Origin of the sequence: Tolypothrix sp. FACHB-123 (assembly GCF_014697075.1) — a bacterium.
Taxonomy (GTDB): Bacteria; Cyanobacteriota; Cyanobacteriia; order Cyanobacteriales; family Nostocaceae; genus Aulosira.
Window position 1 is genome coordinate 45,870 of sequence record NZ_JACJRE010000023.1, and the last position, 16,445, is coordinate 62,314.

The following is a 16,445-nucleotide window of genomic DNA, read 5'->3' on the forward strand; positions in this document are numbered from 1 at the left end:
CTATTGACCTATTATCATTCCCAATTATGATGCAAACATCGATCAGAAGCCGCCAGCATTCTCTTATCCACAAATTGGCGGATTCCATTGAAGAAATTTGGCAACAGCACTTGGATTTATCTCCTTACTCTGTCCCTGAAGGTTTGGGCTATGTTGAGGGACACCTGGAAGGCGAACGGCTGATCATTGAAAATCATTGCTACCAGGCTCCGCAATTTCGCAAACTGCATCTAGAATTAGCTCAGGTCGGCAATGGTTTAGATATTCTGCACTGCGTTATGTTCCCCAATCCTGAATATGCCATTCCTATGTTTGGTACAGATTTGGTTGGCGGAAGAGGTGTAATTAGTGCGGCGATCGCGGATTTATCTCCGATTAGTAGCGATCGCACTCTCCCACTACGCTATTATCAAAAGTTATCTGTTCTTTCTCCTGTGGAATTTTCCCAACCCAGAACTTTACCACCTTGGGGGGATATCTTTTCGGAATTCTGTCTGTTTATCCGTCCGGGAGACGCTGAAGAAGAAGATAAATTTCTCTACCGGGTGCGGGAATTTTTAACTATCCATTGTCAGATTGCTACTACAGAAACACCCTTAACTTCAAATCTTGATATCTCCAAAGTTCTCGCCGGACAGCGCAATTACTGTACAAAGCAGCAACAGAATGATAAAACCCGGCGCGTTCTTGAGAAATCCTTTGGTACAGAATGGGCAGATCGCTACATGACAACTATGCTCTTTGATTATGTAGATTATGTAGCCTAAAGTGATTGTCAGAATTTTTCATACCAGGACAGCGATACCTGTGGTCAAAGCTTTGCCCCACGCTATCCTGGTAATTTTGCATTTTTGCCACTTGCGCTTTGGGATATTAGATTTAATAGTCTTTCAAAAACTAACAATATTTTTTTATTTGGAAGTCCCTAACTGTGCTTGAGCATCCTGAAGCACAGTTATGGCATATATTAGCGATCGCTTTTTGAATTCGACAATTTATTTTCCCCATATAAGCTTCCAGCCCCAAGCTCAAAGTTGAGAGTCATGATTTGTGCTTCTCCCATCTGCCTGAGAAATTTAAGGAACAGAGATTTATTAAATTAAATGAAAAAATATTAAAGAAAATTTAGCTTAGGAAAACCTCAGTTGATACAAAAACTGGGGCGAAAATTTTTTGCTTAACCCAAGTGTGTCTGAATATTGCTAAATGTAACGATAGTTTAAATCTAAAGACAAAATTAAAATACAATGAATCCTTGATATTACAGGGTTTGCAGGCTTTCTTAATATTTTGTAACTAAATCTCTGAACCTAGATTAAAATTTGCACAAAATTTGCACAAATGGATTGCTTTAATCAGATTCAGGTTCAAAAAACCGCTGAACTCTTTAAACCTGGATGGGAGGGTTCAGTTTCTGAAAACATTGAGTCTCAACTATTTCACGATCTGAGCTTGTGAGTCTTAGAGAAATGGTTGTTATGGATATTTGCAGTATTGGATTGATTGATAGCTGTACCGTTAGTTAATCGTAAATAGCTAACAGTTTGGGGCAGAATTTGCCCTGATTTCCCAGCGAGTGAAACTTGCTAGTTACTGTTTGCTTGTTTAGTGATGATAGCGGAGCCATCATTCTGCCAGTGGCGGTGCGTATCTAAATCAAAAATCAGATTTTGAACCGAATTTGAATCCACAGCATAGTTATTATTTAGGAGATGCTGGAATGCTTGACGCTTTTACCAAAGTAGTTTCCCAAGCTGATACTAGAGGCTCATACGTTAGCGATGCAGAAATCGATGCATTGAAAGATATGGTAGCTGCTGGTTCTAAGCGGATGGACGTTGTGAACCGCATTACTGGTAACGCATCCACAATCGTTGCTAACGCAGCTCGGGCACTATTTGAAGAGCAACCCCAGTTGATTCAACCAGGTGGTAATGCTTACACCAACCGTCGGATGGCAGCTTGCTTGCGCGACATGGAAATCATTTTGCGTTATGTAACCTACGCTGTATTTGCAGGTGATGCTAGCGTTTTAGACGATCGCTGCTTAAACGGTTTGCGTGAAACATATTTGGCATTGGGCGTTCCTGGCGCTTCCGTAGCGACTGGCGTTTCCAAGATGAAAGAAGCTGCGATCGCGATCGCAAACGACCCCAACGGTGTTACCCGTGGTGACTGTAGCTCCTTAATGGCTGAATTGAGCAGCTACTTTGATCGCGCTGCTAGCGCAGTAGGCTAGTAATTCCTGACTAGCTCAATCTTTCTACTTTCTAACGCACACCTTTACATAATTTGTTGAAAGGATAATCAGCATGAAAACACCTTTAACCGAAGCCGTCGCTACCGCAGATTCTCAAGGTCGGTTTCTCAGCTCTACAGAAATTCAAGTAGCATTTGGTCGCTTCCGCCAAGCATCTGCTAGCTTGGATGCAGCTAAAGCATTGAGCAGCAAAGCTTCAAGCTTGGCTTCTGGCGCTGCTAACGCAGTTTACAGCAAGTTCCCCTACACCACCCAAATGCAAGGTAAGAACTTCGCTTCTGACCAACGCGGTAAAGACAAATGTGTGCGTGACATCGGTTACTACTTGCGCATTATCACCTACTGCTTAATCGCAGGTGGTACAGGCCCTCTAGATGACTACTTAATTGGTGGTTTGGCAGAAATCAACCGCACCTTTGATCTATCTCCTAGCTGGTATGTTGAAGCTCTCAAGTACATCAAAGCTAATCATGGCTTGAGTGGCGATCCTGCTGTAGAAGCAAACTCCTACATCGACTATGCAATCAACGCCCTAAGCTAAGGGTTGACTGTTGCCCAGAACAACTAAAGGCTGTGGATGCTAACTTTCTAGCATGGGCAGTTTTATGGGGTTCTGGGCATGTTTTTTCTGATTGATTGAAATTCAGGAGAGTAGTCATGACTAGTTCCCAGGCCGCCAGTCAGTTAGGATTTGAGCCATTTGCCACCACACCCCCCACAGAGTTGCGGGCAAATGAAGATGTCAAAGCAGTGATTCTTGCTGCTTATCGTCAAGTGTTTGGCAATGACCACTTGATGCAAAGCGAACGTCTCACCAGTGCAGAATCGCTATTGCAACAAGGCAACATTAGTGTTCGAGACTTTGTGCGGGTATTAGCACAATCTGAACTATATCGGCAAAAATTCTTTTACTCTACACCTCAAGTCCGCTTCATTGAATTGAACTATAAGCACCTCCTTGGTCGTGCGCCTTACGATGAAGCAGAGATTGCCTACCATGTCGATCTCTATACCCAAAAAGGATACGAGGCAGAAATCAATTCTTATATTGATTCGGTTGAATATCAAGAAAATTTTGGAGAATCAATCGTTCCCTACTATCGCGGATTTGCAACTCAACCGGGACAAAAAACAGTAGGCTTTAGCCGGATGTTTCAGATCTATCGGGGGTATGCTAACAGCGATCGCGCTCAAGGTAAAAACAAATCTGCATGGTTGACCCAAGATCTAGCAATGAATGTGGCTCAAAGCATTCAGACACCTACCTTTGGTAGGGGACTGACTGGAACAGTCGCAGGCGATCGCGGACAGCTTTACCGAGTGCGCGTTATGCAAGCAAGTAGCGGACGAACTCCTCAGATCCGACGGAGTATGAGTGAGTATTTGGTTAGTTATGACCAACTTTCACCCACATTGCAAAGACTGAATCAAAGAGGTAGCCGGGTAGTCAATATTTCTCCTGCCTGAACCAATCAATTTTGCAATATCAAATATATAAGGAGAGCTATTCGTGCCCATCACAAGTGCCGCATCTCGTTTGGGAACTTCAGCTTTTGACCAAACACGCCCGGTTGAACTGCGTCCAAACTGGACAACAGAAGATGCCAAGATTGTTATTAGTGCAGTTTATCGTCAATTGTTAGGCAACGACTACTTGATGCAGTCAGAACGTCTTAGCAGCCTGGAGTCATTGCTGACCAATGGTAAACTGAGCGTTCGGGATTTTGTCCGGGCGGTTGCTAAATCCGAATTATACAAAACCAAATTCCTTTACCCACATTTCCAAACTCGGGTAATTGAATTAAACTTCAAACATTTGCTAGGACGCGCTCCCTACGACGAATCGGAAGTAATTGAGCATCTCGATCGTTACCAAAATCAAGGTTATGATGCAGACATCGATTCTTATATCGATTCTGCTGAATATGACACTTACTTTGGAGATGCGATCGTTCCCTACTACCGTGACTTCGTTACCACAGGAGTTGGTCAGAGAACCGTTGGTTTTACTCGCATGTTCCGCCTATATCGCGGTTATGCTAATAGCGATCGCTCTCAGCTAGCAGGTAGTAGTTCTCGTCTAGCGGCTGACTTAGCTAAAAACAGCGCCTCTGCCATCATCGCTCCGGCTGGTGGTACTCAAGGTTTCTCTTACCTGGCTTCCAAGCAAGGTACTGCACCCAGCCGCACCTTTGGCAGATCCTCCACAGGTTCTACTCCACGCCTTTATCGGATTGAAGTTACCGGTATTAGTTTACCTAGATATCCTCGAGTTCGTCGGAGCAACAAAGAGTTTATCGTTCCTTACGAACAGCTATCCAGCACCCTTCAGCAAATTAATAAGCTGGGCGGTAAAGTGGCTAGCATTACCTTGGCACAATAGGAGAGAGAACCATTATGTTGGGACAATCTGCATTGACAAGAGGGTCAAGCTCCAGCGCAGATCGCGTTTTTATCTACGAAGTAGAAGGCTTACGCCAGAACGAGCAAACCGATAACAATCGGTATCAGATTCGTAATAGCAGCACGATTTTGATTCAAGTTCCTTACAGCCGCATGAATGAAGAAATGCGTCGTATCAGCCGTTTAGGCGGTAGAATTGTTGGCATCCGTTCTGCCAATGATACATCCACTGAAAACGCATCAGAAAACTGAAAAAGCATCGAAGAACGGATAGCAATCCTATGTAATATTTGCATTTATGGGTGGAGAAAAATTTAATTTCTTCGCCCATTTTATCGATTATAAATTTAAGTTTGAGTTTTGAATTTTGAATAGCTACAAGTTAGGGAATTCCTGCTTGTTGGAAGATTTGTTGAGGTGTAATTTCCAGTCCTTCAAATAACGAATCTGCCAACTTATCTTCACCGCGCTTGGTTTGAGGAAGAGCATTGGGGTAAAAAATAGTAATCGTTTTAGCTCTAGTGTCAATAACCCAAACTCTTTGAACTTGAGCTTGCAAATAATCAGTAGCTTTTTCCATCATTTCTCCAAAAGTTTGACCGGGAGAAATAATTTCAATCACTAATTCAGGTGCAACAGGACAAGCTTCATCTTGCAACCAATCAGCAGGAAGACGGTTATAAGAAATATATGTCAAATCTGCTATCGGCACCCAGTCTTGTTGATTTCTGGTGAGCTTAATTGCCCATTCAATTACAACCCGCCCCTTTTGTTGTGCCCATGCTGACAATAATATAAATAGCGCACCTGTTACAGAACTGTGAAAAAATTTTGGTGCCATGTCATCAGTTTTAAATTTTGGGACAGCTTCTCCATCAATTAATTCGTAGATCGTATCTCCTTGGGGAAGTCTGAGAAATTCTTCCAAAGACAGTTGGGTGTTAAATTTAATCACGATCGGTTTTGACCTTGCTAGATAACTCTAGTTTAAATTTTGAATCTTGCCAGGTAGAGAGCAAAACTACTTCTTTGAGTTATAGCTAACTCAGTTATGGAAACCTATAATGTATCCATGCTCTTACAGCAATTCAACACAATAGTCTAGGGGTATGGTAACAAAGTTGACAGAATTTAATATTGAGGCTGACAGAATTTGGTAAAGAGCAAACTGTTACTGAGTATTTTCGTTTGCACTATTTAGGAGAACCATATGGCTGAAATTCCCACTGGCGGTCAAATGCTCTGGAAACTGGAAGGGGACGATCGCGTTTTATACCTGCGCCATAATTCCTCAGAGCCGTGGCGGCCGTATGAAGAATTTCCAGACTATGTTCTACCCGATCCTCAAGGGTTTTCTAAAGGAATTGCTACCTTTCTGGCATTGTTAAAGAAAGATTGGACAGCAACTAAATCTTGACATAATCTCTTCTCTTCTGGGCTTGTTATTACCCACATTTTTGTAATAGTCAAAACTATTGCACTGACCGTTCTTCCACCAAAAACTGAAGTTCTTCGCTTACGCTTATAGCTTAAGTCCACTTAAGTGGACTTAAATCAAGTTTAAAACTCAGCAGCAATCAGCGATCGCTGTACATGATGCGCTTGCTGTCGGTTATGGGCAAAAATTCTGGCGATCGGCATTCCTTTCTTAAGGGCTATTGACCTCTAACACCCACAACAACAAAAACTCATTTTTTTAACATTTCTTAATTTTATTGATCATTTTTGACTGGGCGATATAGGAAGAATATCTGCTCGTGGCAACAACAGATTTAGGTAGATATAACTGAGAGTTCATTAAGGAATGTTAAGAAACAAATCAATGCTAATCAGAACGAAAAGCTTAGTAAATAAGCATTTCAAGTCATGACAACATAAACTTGACAATTTGTAATAAACAAACGATCCAACGATATAGTATAAACAACAATGAAGAGATAAACAGAGCAGATGAGCGCTTTAGCCATTCATCTGAGATGAGACAAGCTCTTCAATTATTAAAGAAATCAGAAATCTTCCCAGGTTCCTCAGGGAAAAATCGGAAAGGTTTCAGCAGTTATTCAACCTACTGCTTTGAGTTGATTGGGCTATTAGCCAAATCAAATTGGGTTGTAACCTAATCCAAGCCATACTCGACTAAACGAATTAGGACATAGAGTGTATGTTTGACGCATTTGCAAAAGTAGTCTCCCAAGCTGATGCACGAGGTGAATATCTGAGTGCTTCTCAACTAGATGCTCTAAGCGCTATGGTTGCTGATGGCAACAAGCGCATGGACGTTGTCAACCGCATCACCGGCAATTCCTCCACAATCGTTGCGAATGCAGCTCGTTCTTTGTTTGCAGAACAGCCCCAATTGATCGCTCCTGGTGGTAACGCTTACACCAGCCGTCGTATGGCTGCTTGTCTGCGTGATATGGAAATCATCTTACGCTATGTCACATACGCTATCTTCGCTGGCGATGCAAGCATCCTCGACGATCGCTGCCTCAATGGTTTGAAAGAAACCTATTTGGCTCTAGGAACCCCCGGTTCTTCTGTAGCAGTTGGCGTTTCCAAGATGAAAGATGCTGCTCTAGCTATTGCTGGTGACACCAACGGTATCACCAGAGGCGACTGTGCCAGCTTAATGTCTGAAGTAGCTAGCTATTTTGATAGAGCTGCTGCTGCTGTTTCATAAGCACAGACTAATCAGTTTTTTTTATCAGCTTCAGAATAGCTGACAACAATTGCTAAAAGCTCTTTCATCAAAAAAGATATTGGGAGAAAATCCGACATGAAAACCCCTTTAACCGAAGCAGTAGCAACTGCTGATTCCCAAGGACGCTTCTTAAGCTCCACCGAAATCCAAACCGCATTTGGTCGTTTCCGTCAAGCTAAAGCTAGCTTAGATGCTGCAAAAGCTTTGACTGAAAAAGCTTCTAGCTTAGCTTCTGGTGCTGCTAATGCTGTATACAGCAAATATCCCTACACAACCAGCACCCAAGGCCCCAACTTTGCTTCTACTCAAACAGGCAAAGACAAGTGCGTTCGTGACATCGGTTACTACCTGCGCATGGTTACCTACTGCCTAGTTGTTGGTGGTACAGGCCCAATGGACGACTACCTCATCAGTGGTATTGCTGAAATCAACCGTACCTTTGATCTATCTCCTAGCTGGTATGTTGAAGCTCTGAAATATATCAAAGCTAACCACGGTTTGAGTGGCGATCCTGCTGTTGAAGCTAACTCCTACCTCGACTACGCCATCAACGCATTAAGCTAATTTTTAGATGGTTTGACCCGGAGGGGTATACAATGACTGACAGAAGTTAGTGATTGTTTGCCCCTCCGGGTATTGTTTTTTGGTTATTTGTTCAGTTGTCAGTTGTCAGTTGTCAGTGGTGAACAATCAACAGTCAACAATCAACAGCCTCCTAACCCTTCATCTCGTTTCAGCAATTTTCTATGGAAAACAAAGCTAATATCCAGGATGATAGCCAACTAACTGTAGAACAGGCGATCGCTAATCTCCAAGGTGAAGATTTGGGATTGCGCGTGTATGCAGCCTGGTGGTTAGGACGGTTTCGGGTGGATGCACCAGAAGCCATTGATGTCTTAATTACAGCCTTAGAAGATGAAGACGATCGCACTAATGCTGGTGGTTATCCTCTACGACGAAATGCAGCCAGAGCATTGGGAAAACTAGGTGAAAAACGGGCAGTACCAGCATTAGTTCGAGCGCTGGAATGTTCTGATTTTTACGTCCGGGAAGCCGCAGCCCAATCTTTGGAAATGTTAGGGGATACTTCCTGTATTCAGCGATTAATAGATTTACTCAACGATAAAGTTCCGGGAACCCTACCAGCACCAGAACCGCCCCAATTAGCCCAACCCTTTGACGCGATTATTGAGGCCTTGGGAACCTTGGGTGCAATTGATGCTATTGGAGTAATTGCAGAATTTTTAGAACATCCCATTCCGCGAATTCAGTATGCCGCAGCTAGGGCAATGTATCAGCTAACATCGGAACCAACGCAACTATCTAACCAGTATGGCGATCGCCTCATACAAGCATTGGCTAATAATGATTTGCAACTACGCCGAACCGTGTTGTCAGATTTGGGAGCGATTGGATATTTACCTGCTGCTGATGCGATCGCTCAAACTCTAGCAGAAAATAGCCTGAAGCTGATAGCCCTCAAAGGTTTACTAGAAAAGCAATTGCAACAAACCACACCACCCGATTTGTCTGCTGGAGCAATCAAAGTAATGCAATTAATGGATGCGTTATTGTAGCAGAAAGAGGGAAAATATAGAAGGTAGAACTTATTGCTTCTCTTCTCCCTCATGGCTGATTACCTTAACACTCTAATTCGTGCAGTAGAAGACGCAGATTCTTCTCTCCTTTTGCAAGAAGCTGTGAAAAACTTAGCAGCATCTCATTTAGAAGGAGCAATTCCCACCTTGATTGCTTCTTTGAGTTATAACAATCCCGGTGCAGCAGTGGCGGCTGTGGATGGGCTAATCCAAATTGGCGAACCCGCAGTACCCGCTCTATTAGAGCTACTGGATCTGCATAACTACACTGCTAGAGCTTGGGCAATCCGTGCCCTTGCAGGCATTGGCGATCCTAGAGGATTAGTCACCTTGTTGGGAGCAGCTACAGCTGACTTCGCCCTCAGCGTCCGGCGGGCAGCCGCTAGGGGTTTAGGAATGATGAAGTGGCATTGGTTTCCCAACAATGAGCTGCTAGAAATTGCCCAAGCAGAAGCAATGGATGCCTTACTATTTGTCGCCCAGGAAGACGACGAGTGGGTAGTACGCTATTCAGCAGTCGTCGGCTTACAGTTTCTTGCAGATGCAGTTGCTGTTACTTATCCAGAATGGCGATCGCAAATCCTGTCTCAATTTGAGCAAATAGCTGTTAAAGATGATAGTTGGGCAGTAAAAGCCCGCGTCTTGCTGGCACAGCAACACCTCGAAAAACAGACGGCGATTGAGCAACAGCAAACACTAGACGATCGCCCCTCACCCTTGTCTTCGATGGACTGGCAGAAAATTATGGAAGACTTGTACGGGCGCAAAGGGCAAGAACGGCAGGTATTTGCAGAAGGCGATCCTCGACGTTATCAAAAATTAGCAGTAGCGATCGCTGAAAATTCGGATGAATAATTTCGTAGTCAGGACTTCAGTCCTGAATTTTACTGTTTATCTTAATTCAACCCGACACTATCATTTAATTAAGTGTCGGGTTTATTTCTGAATAAACTTATATAAAGTATCTTAACTTAAGCTTTCTTTAGGATTTTTTTCATTAAATGTGTTTTTTATGAAAAATCATAAAAATTTTTTATTGAGAATCGATTTTTATTAGATATTGAATTTGAGAGCAAGAAAATAATTCTGGACTCGAATATCCCTAGTTTAGACTGCAACTACCCTGAGTATTTTTACGAAAAAAGCTGAGAAACCTTGCTACTCAATAAATTTTTGCTTTGATATCCTCAATTTTTGTACCAGTATAAAGTCTGCATTCTTAGGCACATCTATAGATAATATCAAAAATTAGGGTCAACGCCACAAATTCTCTCTGCAATAACATTTATCAATTTTTGCCCAGTAAGAGAGATTGAACGAGGTTGAAAGTCTTTCTGCATAGGAGTTACCTTGATTTACTCAGGGAGAACTACAATTGAGAAGATGTGCATATTGATTCAGGTGGGTTTAACGAAAAAGGCTGTAAGAGACTTCCAACCAAAAAATAACCAATCACTATGCAGGCAGGGAGGTAGGAGGAATAAAGAAAAATCTCACTAAATAAATGGGGTAATTTATTCTCTGCAAATCCCTAAACCAAATGAATAAAAATCTTGATACTATCCTGAATCACTAATTGATGTTCTCGGTTTTCCTGGTGTAAACCGGGGGGGTAAAGTGACTATATTTACAATAAATGTACTAATTATTGATGATTGCTTGGAAGACCGAGAAACTTATCGCCGTTACTTACTGCGGGATAAACAAAACACATACAGAATTTTAGAAGCAGAAACCGGGACACAGGCTTTAGAACTGTGTCGGCAACAAATTCCCGATGTGATTTTGCTTGATTATCTGCTGCCAGATAGAGATGGGCTAGAGTTACTCAACAAATTTAAGACTCTGTTAGGTCAAACAAACCCTCCGGTAATTATACTCACTGGTCAGGGAAATGAACAGGTAGCAGTACAAGCAATTAAAAGTGGTGCTGCTGAGTATTTAGTGAAAAGAGATACCACATCAACTCGTCTGTGTGTTGCTATTCAAAATGTATTAGAAAGAACTCGCTTGAGTAGGGATTTAGAAGAAAGCGAAGCACTTTTTAGAGCTACATTTAACCAAGCAGCTGTTGGTATCGCCCACGTAGGAATAGATGGACAATTGTTGCTAGTAAATCAGAAACTTTGTGATATTTTGGGCTATACTTGCGCAGAATTGCTCACGCACAGATTGCAAGATATTACACATCCTGATGACCGAAATCTCGATTTGGATGAAGTTGAGCGGATTTTAGCTGGTGAAATCTCAAGTTACTCGCTAGAGAAACGCTACATCCGTTACGACAATACGCATATTTGGATTGATTTAACTGTATCTGTAGTTCGCAAAAAATCTGGTGAACCAGAATATTTGCTCTGTGTCATTCAAGACATTAGCGATCGCAAAGGCTTAGAAATAGAGCGCAACCAAGCAGAAATGGCACTGGGAGCTAGTGAAGAACGGCTACGCCTAGCCTTGGAATTGAATTCCATTGGTATGTGGGAATGGGATGCGGTGACAGGAAACGTGAGTTGGAATGATTACAACTACCGCTTGTTGGGCTATCAGCCAGGAGAAGTTGAGCCTAGCTATAATCTTTGGCACGATCACATTTACCCCGATGACGTAGCTGAAGTTGACCGAAAGCTTGCTCAAGCTCTAGCAAATCAGACCGATTATGAAGCTGAGTTACGGGTGATTTTAGCTGATGGCAGTATTCGCTGGCTACTGGGCAAAGGACGAGGAATATACGATGAGTCAGGACAACCCCTACGGATGATAGGCGTGAGTTTTGATATCAGCGATCGCAAACAGGCAGAAATTGAAATTCGCAGATTTGTTTCCTTGGCGGATAACAGTTCAGAATTTATTGGCATGTGCGACATGAATTTTGTGCCCTTTTATCTCAATGAAGCGGGCAAACAAATGGTCGGATTAGATGACATTCAGCAATATAAGGAAACACCTGTCAGAGAATTTTTCTTTCCCGAAGATCAGGATTTTATCATCAATGAATTTTTCCCGCGTGTTTTGCGTGAAGGACGAGCAGAAGTAGAAATTCGTTTCCGTCATTTCAAGACAGGGGAAGCATTATGGATGGTTTACAGCGTTTATTACATTAAAGATACCAACGACCAGCTAATTGGTCTAGCAACCATTAGCCGCAATATTAGCGATCGCAAACAAGCCGAAGAAAAAATCCGCGAACAGGCTGCTTTGCTTGATGTTGCTACCGATGCCATTTTTGTTCGTGATTTAGAACATCATATCCTTTATTGGAACTCTAGTGCTGAACGTGTATACGGCTGGCAAGCAGCAGAAGTACTGGGAAAAAATTGTTGTGAGTTTTTATGCCAGCAACCATTGTCATCTATGTCAGAGGCTCTCAAAACAGTTACTGAGAAAGGAGAATGGCATGGTGAAATCAATAAAATCACCAAATCGGGACAAGAAATCATTGTCCAAAGTCGCTGGACGCTGATGCTTCCTGAAGCGAGGCAAGCACAATCTATTCTTGTCGTTGATACCGATATCACGGAAAAAAAACATTTAGAGCAACAGTTTTATCGGGCACAACGGCTAGAAAGTTTAGGTACATTAGCCAGCGGTATTGCCCATGATTTAAATAACATCCTCACACCCTTGCTGGCAGTTGCCCAACTCTTACCTCTGAAACTTCCCCATTTGGATGAGAAAAATCAGCGACTCTTGAAAATCTTGGAAGACAACTCTAAACGTGGTGCCGAACTAGTCAAGCAAATTACAGCCTTTGCCCGAGGAGCAGAAGGGAAGCGCGTTCTTCTACAACCAAGACACCTAATCAAAGAAATTGAGCGAGTAATTAAAAGTACATTTCCCAAAGAAATTGAAATTTGTATTGATATAACAACGGCAAATCTTTGGACAGTCTTAGCAGATCCCACCCAAATACATCAGGTATTGATGAATTTGTGTGTTAATGCTCGTGATGCTATGCCCGATGGGGGAACTCTGACAATTTCTGCGGAAAATTTTTATGTCGATCAAAACTATGCCCAGATGAATCTCGAAGCAAAAGTTGGTAAATACGTAGTTATCACTGTGTCAGATACAGGCTGCGGCATACCAAAAGAGTTATTAGATCGTATTTTTGAACCCTTTTTTACAACCAAAGAACTAGGAAAAGGCACAGGATTAGGCCTTTCCACTATTATTGGTATAATCAAAAACCACAATGGTTTTGTCAAGGTGGATAGTGAGGTAGGCAAGGGCAGTCAATTTCAAGTATACTTGAGTGCTAGTGACACTCCCACAACAGAAGAAACTGATAATTCACAGATAGCAAAAGGAAACAGTGAATTAATTTTGGTTGTGGATGACGAACCATTTGTTCGGGATATTGCCAAAACTTCACTAGAAGAGTTCAACTATAGAGTGCAGATTGCCAGTGATGCTATTGAGGCGTTCTTGTTCTATGCACAACACAAAACTGAAATCAGCTTAGTGCTGATGGATATACAAATGCCGCATATTGATGGATTTAAAGCGATTCGCGTCCTGCAACAAATGAATCCCGCCATCAAAATTATTGTCATTAGTGGTATCAAATCCAACCAAAATTTGTTAGAAACTAGAGGTATTAATGTGCAAGGATTTTTATCCAAGCCATACACGATTAAGGAATTGTTAGACACTATTAAACTTGTTTTGAGTGCGCCATAGGGCAATTGGGGATGAAAAAAGCCAATCTCAAATCTGACTGGCTCACTAGGGAACATCACTAATTGCTAGGCTAGAAATGGCCGATTTTAAACAGAGGGAATCAAAAACATGCCACACACAATTGTTACCGATGTCTGTGAAGGCATTGCTGACTGCGTAGATGCTTGTCCAGTAGCCTGCATTCATGATGGGCCTGGTAAAAATGTCAAAGGAACCGATTGGTACTGGATTGACTTTGCTACCTGTATTGATTGTGGCATCTGTATTCAAGTATGCCCCGTAGAAGGCGCGATCGTTCCCGAAGAACGACCAGACTTGCAAAAAACGCCAGAATAGTCCATAGTCCAGGATTAAGGTAGAGGCGAGGGGAGCAGGGAAGGGAAATGAAGGAAACAGGGGAGACAAGGGGAATGAGGGAGAAATAGCAATTTCAAATGCCCAATGCCTCATACCCAATGCCCCATGCCCAATGCCTCATGCCCAATGCCCCATGCCCAATAACAAATGACTATTGACAAATGACTATTGACTATTTACTAGACGTTCAAAATGTTCATGCTGGATATATTAAAGATGTAGATATCCTGCAAGGTGTGAATTTTCGAGTAGAAGCTGGGGAATTAGTAACCGTAATCGGCCCTAATGGTGCGGGTAAATCTACCTTAGCAAAAACCATTTTTGGATTATTAACTCCCCACACAGGCGCAATTACCTTTAAAGGTGAAAATATTGCTGGCTTAAAGTCGAATCAAATTGTGCAGCGGGGAATGTGTTACGTTCCGCAAATTGCTAATGTGTTTCCATCCCTGAGTATTGAAGAAAATTTAGAAATGGGGGCTTTTGTGCGGAATGTGCCCTTAAAGCCCCTCAAAGATAAAATATTTACCATGTTTCCGCGATTAAGCGATCGCCGTCGTCAACGGGCTGGTACCCTTTCCGGTGGAGAACGTCAGATGTTAGCAATGGGTAAAGCTTTGATGCTGGAACCAAGTTTACTGCTTTTAGATGAACCCTCTGCCGCTTTATCCCCCATCTTGGTGACACAAGTATTTGAGCAAATTAAACAAATCAACCAAGGGGGTACAGCAATTGTTCTTGTAGAACAAAATGCCCGTAAAGCCCTAGAAATGGCCGATCGCGGTTACGTATTAGAATCTGGACGCGATGCTATCACAGGCCCTGGGAGAGAGTTATTAAATGACCCCAAAGTCGCAGAATTATATCTAGGTGCAGGGAGACATTAGGGACTAGGGGCTAGGGGCTAGGGAAGGGGGACAAGGAATTTTAGATTTTAGATTTTAGATTTTAGATTCAAACCCAATCCAAAATTGCAAATCCAAAATCCAAAATTGAATTGCCCAATGCCCCATGCCCAATGCCCAAAACTTAAATCACTCTTAAACGGTGTCAGCGGGTACTCTTGTATCTGGCTGAATTTTGCTATCTTCCAGGCAACAACGAAACGTTGTCAGGTAGATGAATGGCTAGAATTAATGGATTTATTGGGCGGCGTAATTTTTTACATTTAGCTGGGTTGGGTGGCGTTACTATTGGGGCTATTGTTGGGACTGGCGGTATACTTTGGAACAAAGAACCATCTTTAGCTGAAGATCCATTTGTTGATGGTGTCAAAAGACCAAAACCAGTTAATCCGCAAACTGCATTAAACAGATTGATAGCCGGAAATCAACGATTTACCAGAGGTAAGCGTCTTCTTCCTCGTCAATCTAAGTTTCGCTTGCAAGAAACTGTTGCAGCTCAATATCCATTTGCTGCTATATTAGGCTGTGCTGATTCACGAGTACCCGCAGAAATTGTCTTCGATCAAGGATTAGGCGATTTATTTGTGGTGCGAGTAGCTGGTAATATCGCCTCCCCAGAGGCTATAGGTAGCTTGGAATATGCGACATCAGTATTAGGTACGCAACTCATTTTAGTTTTAGGTCATGCGAAATGTGGTGCAGTTCACGCAGCCGTTGAGGGTAAACCGCTTCCTGGCAGAATTGGTGCTTTTGTCGAAGAAATTAAACCGGCTGTAGAAATTGCTAAAAAGAAAAATGGCAGTTTAGAAGCAAATACTATTATTGCTAATGTGCAATATCAGGCAGAACATTTAGCTGAACGCTCTACGATTTTAGGCAATTTAATTCAGCAAGGTAAATTGAAAATTGTTGGTGGTTATTATGATTTGGCTACCGGGAAAGTGACGATGCTTTTTTAATAGCAATTCAATAAAAATATGAATCTAGCCTTTGGGAACACTTTTTGTCTACAGATGAATTTCGCTATGAGCCAGTAAATTCAGTTCCTTGTGGGGAAAAACGTCATACCAATTCCAGAAAAAAATGATACAGATGCGTAGGTTGGGTTGAACAGAGTGAAACCCAACAAATGCAAGACTTTGGAGTGTTGGGTTTCGTTCCTCAACCCAACCTACATCCACATCATATTTTTTGTGAAATGGTATCACGTTAAGTTTTTTTGCTCCCAAAGCGCCAACTTTATCATTTACACATATTCAGTACTCATTTTTATATTTTGTGTAAACAAAAATAGCGATCGCTTTCTCATTTATCTAAATCAAGTACTCATTTTCATGTTTTCAGTAAGCCAAAAGCCATTTCACTTTCTCGTTAAGCCTTTTCGCCTTCTCATTTTAGTGTTTTCCGCAAGTGAAATACCATTTCACCTACTCAAAAAGCCTTAACACTTACTCATTTCGGTGAATCACACACTCATTTTGGTGTTTTCCGCAGGTAAAAAGCCTTAACACTTACTCATTTCGGTGAATCGCGCACTC

At 42.2% G+C, this 16,445-nt stretch carries 17 protein-coding genes; 15 read left to right on the forward strand and 2 right to left on the reverse strand.

Annotated elements, in window-relative coordinates:
• Nucleotides 1–2: 2 nt before the first annotated feature.
• The 3 genes from H6G41_RS16680 (at nucleotide 3) to cpcA (H6G41_RS16690) (ending at nucleotide 2,801) form a co-directional block, all read left to right on the forward strand.
• Nucleotides 3–767 (forward strand): phycocyanobilin:ferredoxin oxidoreductase, encoded by a 765-nt coding sequence (locus tag H6G41_RS16680; protein ID WP_374939433.1) that lies wholly within the window; start codon nucleotides 3–5, stop codon nucleotides 765–767.
• A gap of 953 nt (nucleotides 768–1,720) precedes the next feature.
• Nucleotides 1,721–2,239 (forward strand): phycocyanin subunit beta, encoded by a 519-nt coding sequence (locus tag H6G41_RS16685; RefSeq protein WP_190747308.1) that lies wholly within the window; start codon nucleotides 1,721–1,723, stop codon nucleotides 2,237–2,239.
• A gap of 73 nt (nucleotides 2,240–2,312) precedes the next feature.
• Nucleotides 2,313–2,801 (forward strand): phycocyanin subunit alpha, encoded by a 489-nt coding sequence (cpcA, locus tag H6G41_RS16690; RefSeq protein WP_190747309.1) that lies wholly within the window; start codon nucleotides 2,313–2,315, stop codon nucleotides 2,799–2,801.
• Here the strand turns inward: cpcA (H6G41_RS16690) and H6G41_RS35775 are convergent.
• Complete coding sequence (locus H6G41_RS35775) at nucleotides 2,785–2,919, reverse strand: hypothetical protein (RefSeq protein ID WP_277878139.1); 135 nt, start codon at nucleotides 2,917–2,919, stop codon at nucleotides 2,785–2,787. The genes cpcA (H6G41_RS16690) and H6G41_RS35775 overlap by 17 nt on opposite strands.
• On the opposite strand from H6G41_RS35775, the gene H6G41_RS16695 reads away from it, so the two are divergent.
• The 3 genes from H6G41_RS16695 to H6G41_RS16705 are packed head-to-tail and all read left to right on the forward strand — an operon-like array spanning nucleotide 2,918 to nucleotide 4,915.
• On the forward strand, nucleotides 2,918–3,727 hold the full coding sequence (locus tag H6G41_RS16695; RefSeq protein ID WP_190747310.1) for a phycobilisome linker polypeptide: 810 nt from the start codon (nucleotides 2,918–2,920) through the stop codon (nucleotides 3,725–3,727). The genes H6G41_RS35775 and H6G41_RS16695 overlap by 2 nt on opposite strands.
• Before the next feature lie 43 nt (nucleotides 3,728–3,770).
• Nucleotides 3,771–4,643, forward strand: coding sequence for a phycobilisome linker polypeptide (locus tag H6G41_RS16700; RefSeq protein WP_190747311.1), 873 nt, complete (start codon nucleotides 3,771–3,773; stop codon nucleotides 4,641–4,643).
• Nucleotides 4,644–4,657: 14 nt separating this feature from the next.
• The gene (locus tag H6G41_RS16705; protein WP_190747312.1) at nucleotides 4,658–4,915 is read left to right on the forward strand and encodes a phycobilisome linker polypeptide; all 258 of its coding nucleotides are present in this window, start codon (nucleotides 4,658–4,660) and stop codon (nucleotides 4,913–4,915) included.
• A 130-nt stretch (nucleotides 4,916–5,045) separates the two neighbouring features.
• Here H6G41_RS16705 and H6G41_RS16710 read toward each other — a convergent pair whose 3' ends face one another.
• On the reverse strand, nucleotides 5,046–5,618 hold the full coding sequence (locus H6G41_RS16710) for a Uma2 family endonuclease (protein WP_190747313.1): 573 nt from the start codon (nucleotides 5,616–5,618) through the stop codon (nucleotides 5,046–5,048).
• Nucleotides 5,619–5,873: 255 nt separating this feature from the next.
• Between H6G41_RS16710 and H6G41_RS16715 the strand changes: the two genes are divergently transcribed.
• The 9 genes from H6G41_RS16715 to H6G41_RS16755 all read left to right on the forward strand — a co-directional run bounded on the left by H6G41_RS16715 (nucleotide 5,874) and on the right by H6G41_RS16755 (nucleotide 15,866).
• Complete coding sequence (locus H6G41_RS16715) at nucleotides 5,874–6,080, forward strand: hypothetical protein (protein WP_190747314.1); 207 nt, start codon at nucleotides 5,874–5,876, stop codon at nucleotides 6,078–6,080.
• A gap of 744 nt (nucleotides 6,081–6,824) precedes the next feature.
• The gene (locus H6G41_RS16720; RefSeq protein ID WP_190747315.1) at nucleotides 6,825–7,343 is read left to right on the forward strand and encodes a phycocyanin subunit beta; all 519 of its coding nucleotides are present in this window, start codon (nucleotides 6,825–6,827) and stop codon (nucleotides 7,341–7,343) included.
• Nucleotides 7,344–7,439: 96 nt separating this feature from the next.
• On the forward strand, nucleotides 7,440–7,928 hold the full coding sequence (gene cpcA / locus H6G41_RS16725; protein WP_190747316.1) for a phycocyanin subunit alpha: 489 nt from the start codon (nucleotides 7,440–7,442) through the stop codon (nucleotides 7,926–7,928).
• 182 nt (nucleotides 7,929–8,110) lie between these two features.
• Nucleotides 8,111–8,941 (forward strand): HEAT repeat domain-containing protein, encoded by an 831-nt coding sequence (locus H6G41_RS16730; RefSeq protein ID WP_190747317.1) that lies wholly within the window; start codon nucleotides 8,111–8,113, stop codon nucleotides 8,939–8,941.
• Nucleotides 8,942–8,992: 51 nt separating this feature from the next.
• Nucleotides 8,993–9,817, forward strand: coding sequence for a HEAT repeat domain-containing protein (locus H6G41_RS16735; RefSeq protein ID WP_190747318.1), 825 nt, complete (start codon nucleotides 8,993–8,995; stop codon nucleotides 9,815–9,817).
• Between the two features lie 762 nt (nucleotides 9,818–10,579).
• On the forward strand, nucleotides 10,580–13,645 hold the full coding sequence (locus H6G41_RS16740; RefSeq protein WP_190747319.1) for a PAS domain S-box protein: 3,066 nt from the start codon (nucleotides 10,580–10,582) through the stop codon (nucleotides 13,643–13,645).
• A gap of 108 nt (nucleotides 13,646–13,753) precedes the next feature.
• Complete coding sequence (locus H6G41_RS16745; protein WP_167723064.1) at nucleotides 13,754–13,981, forward strand: ferredoxin family protein; 228 nt, start codon at nucleotides 13,754–13,756, stop codon at nucleotides 13,979–13,981.
• Between the two features lie 182 nt (nucleotides 13,982–14,163).
• The gene (locus H6G41_RS16750) at nucleotides 14,164–14,889 is read left to right on the forward strand and encodes an ABC transporter ATP-binding protein (RefSeq protein WP_190747320.1); all 726 of its coding nucleotides are present in this window, start codon (nucleotides 14,164–14,166) and stop codon (nucleotides 14,887–14,889) included.
• Nucleotides 14,890–15,125: 236 nt separating this feature from the next.
• Entirely contained in the window at nucleotides 15,126–15,866 is a 741-nt protein-coding gene (locus H6G41_RS16755; protein ID WP_190747321.1) for a carbonic anhydrase, read from the forward strand.
• Nucleotides 15,867–16,445: the final 579 nt, after the last annotated feature.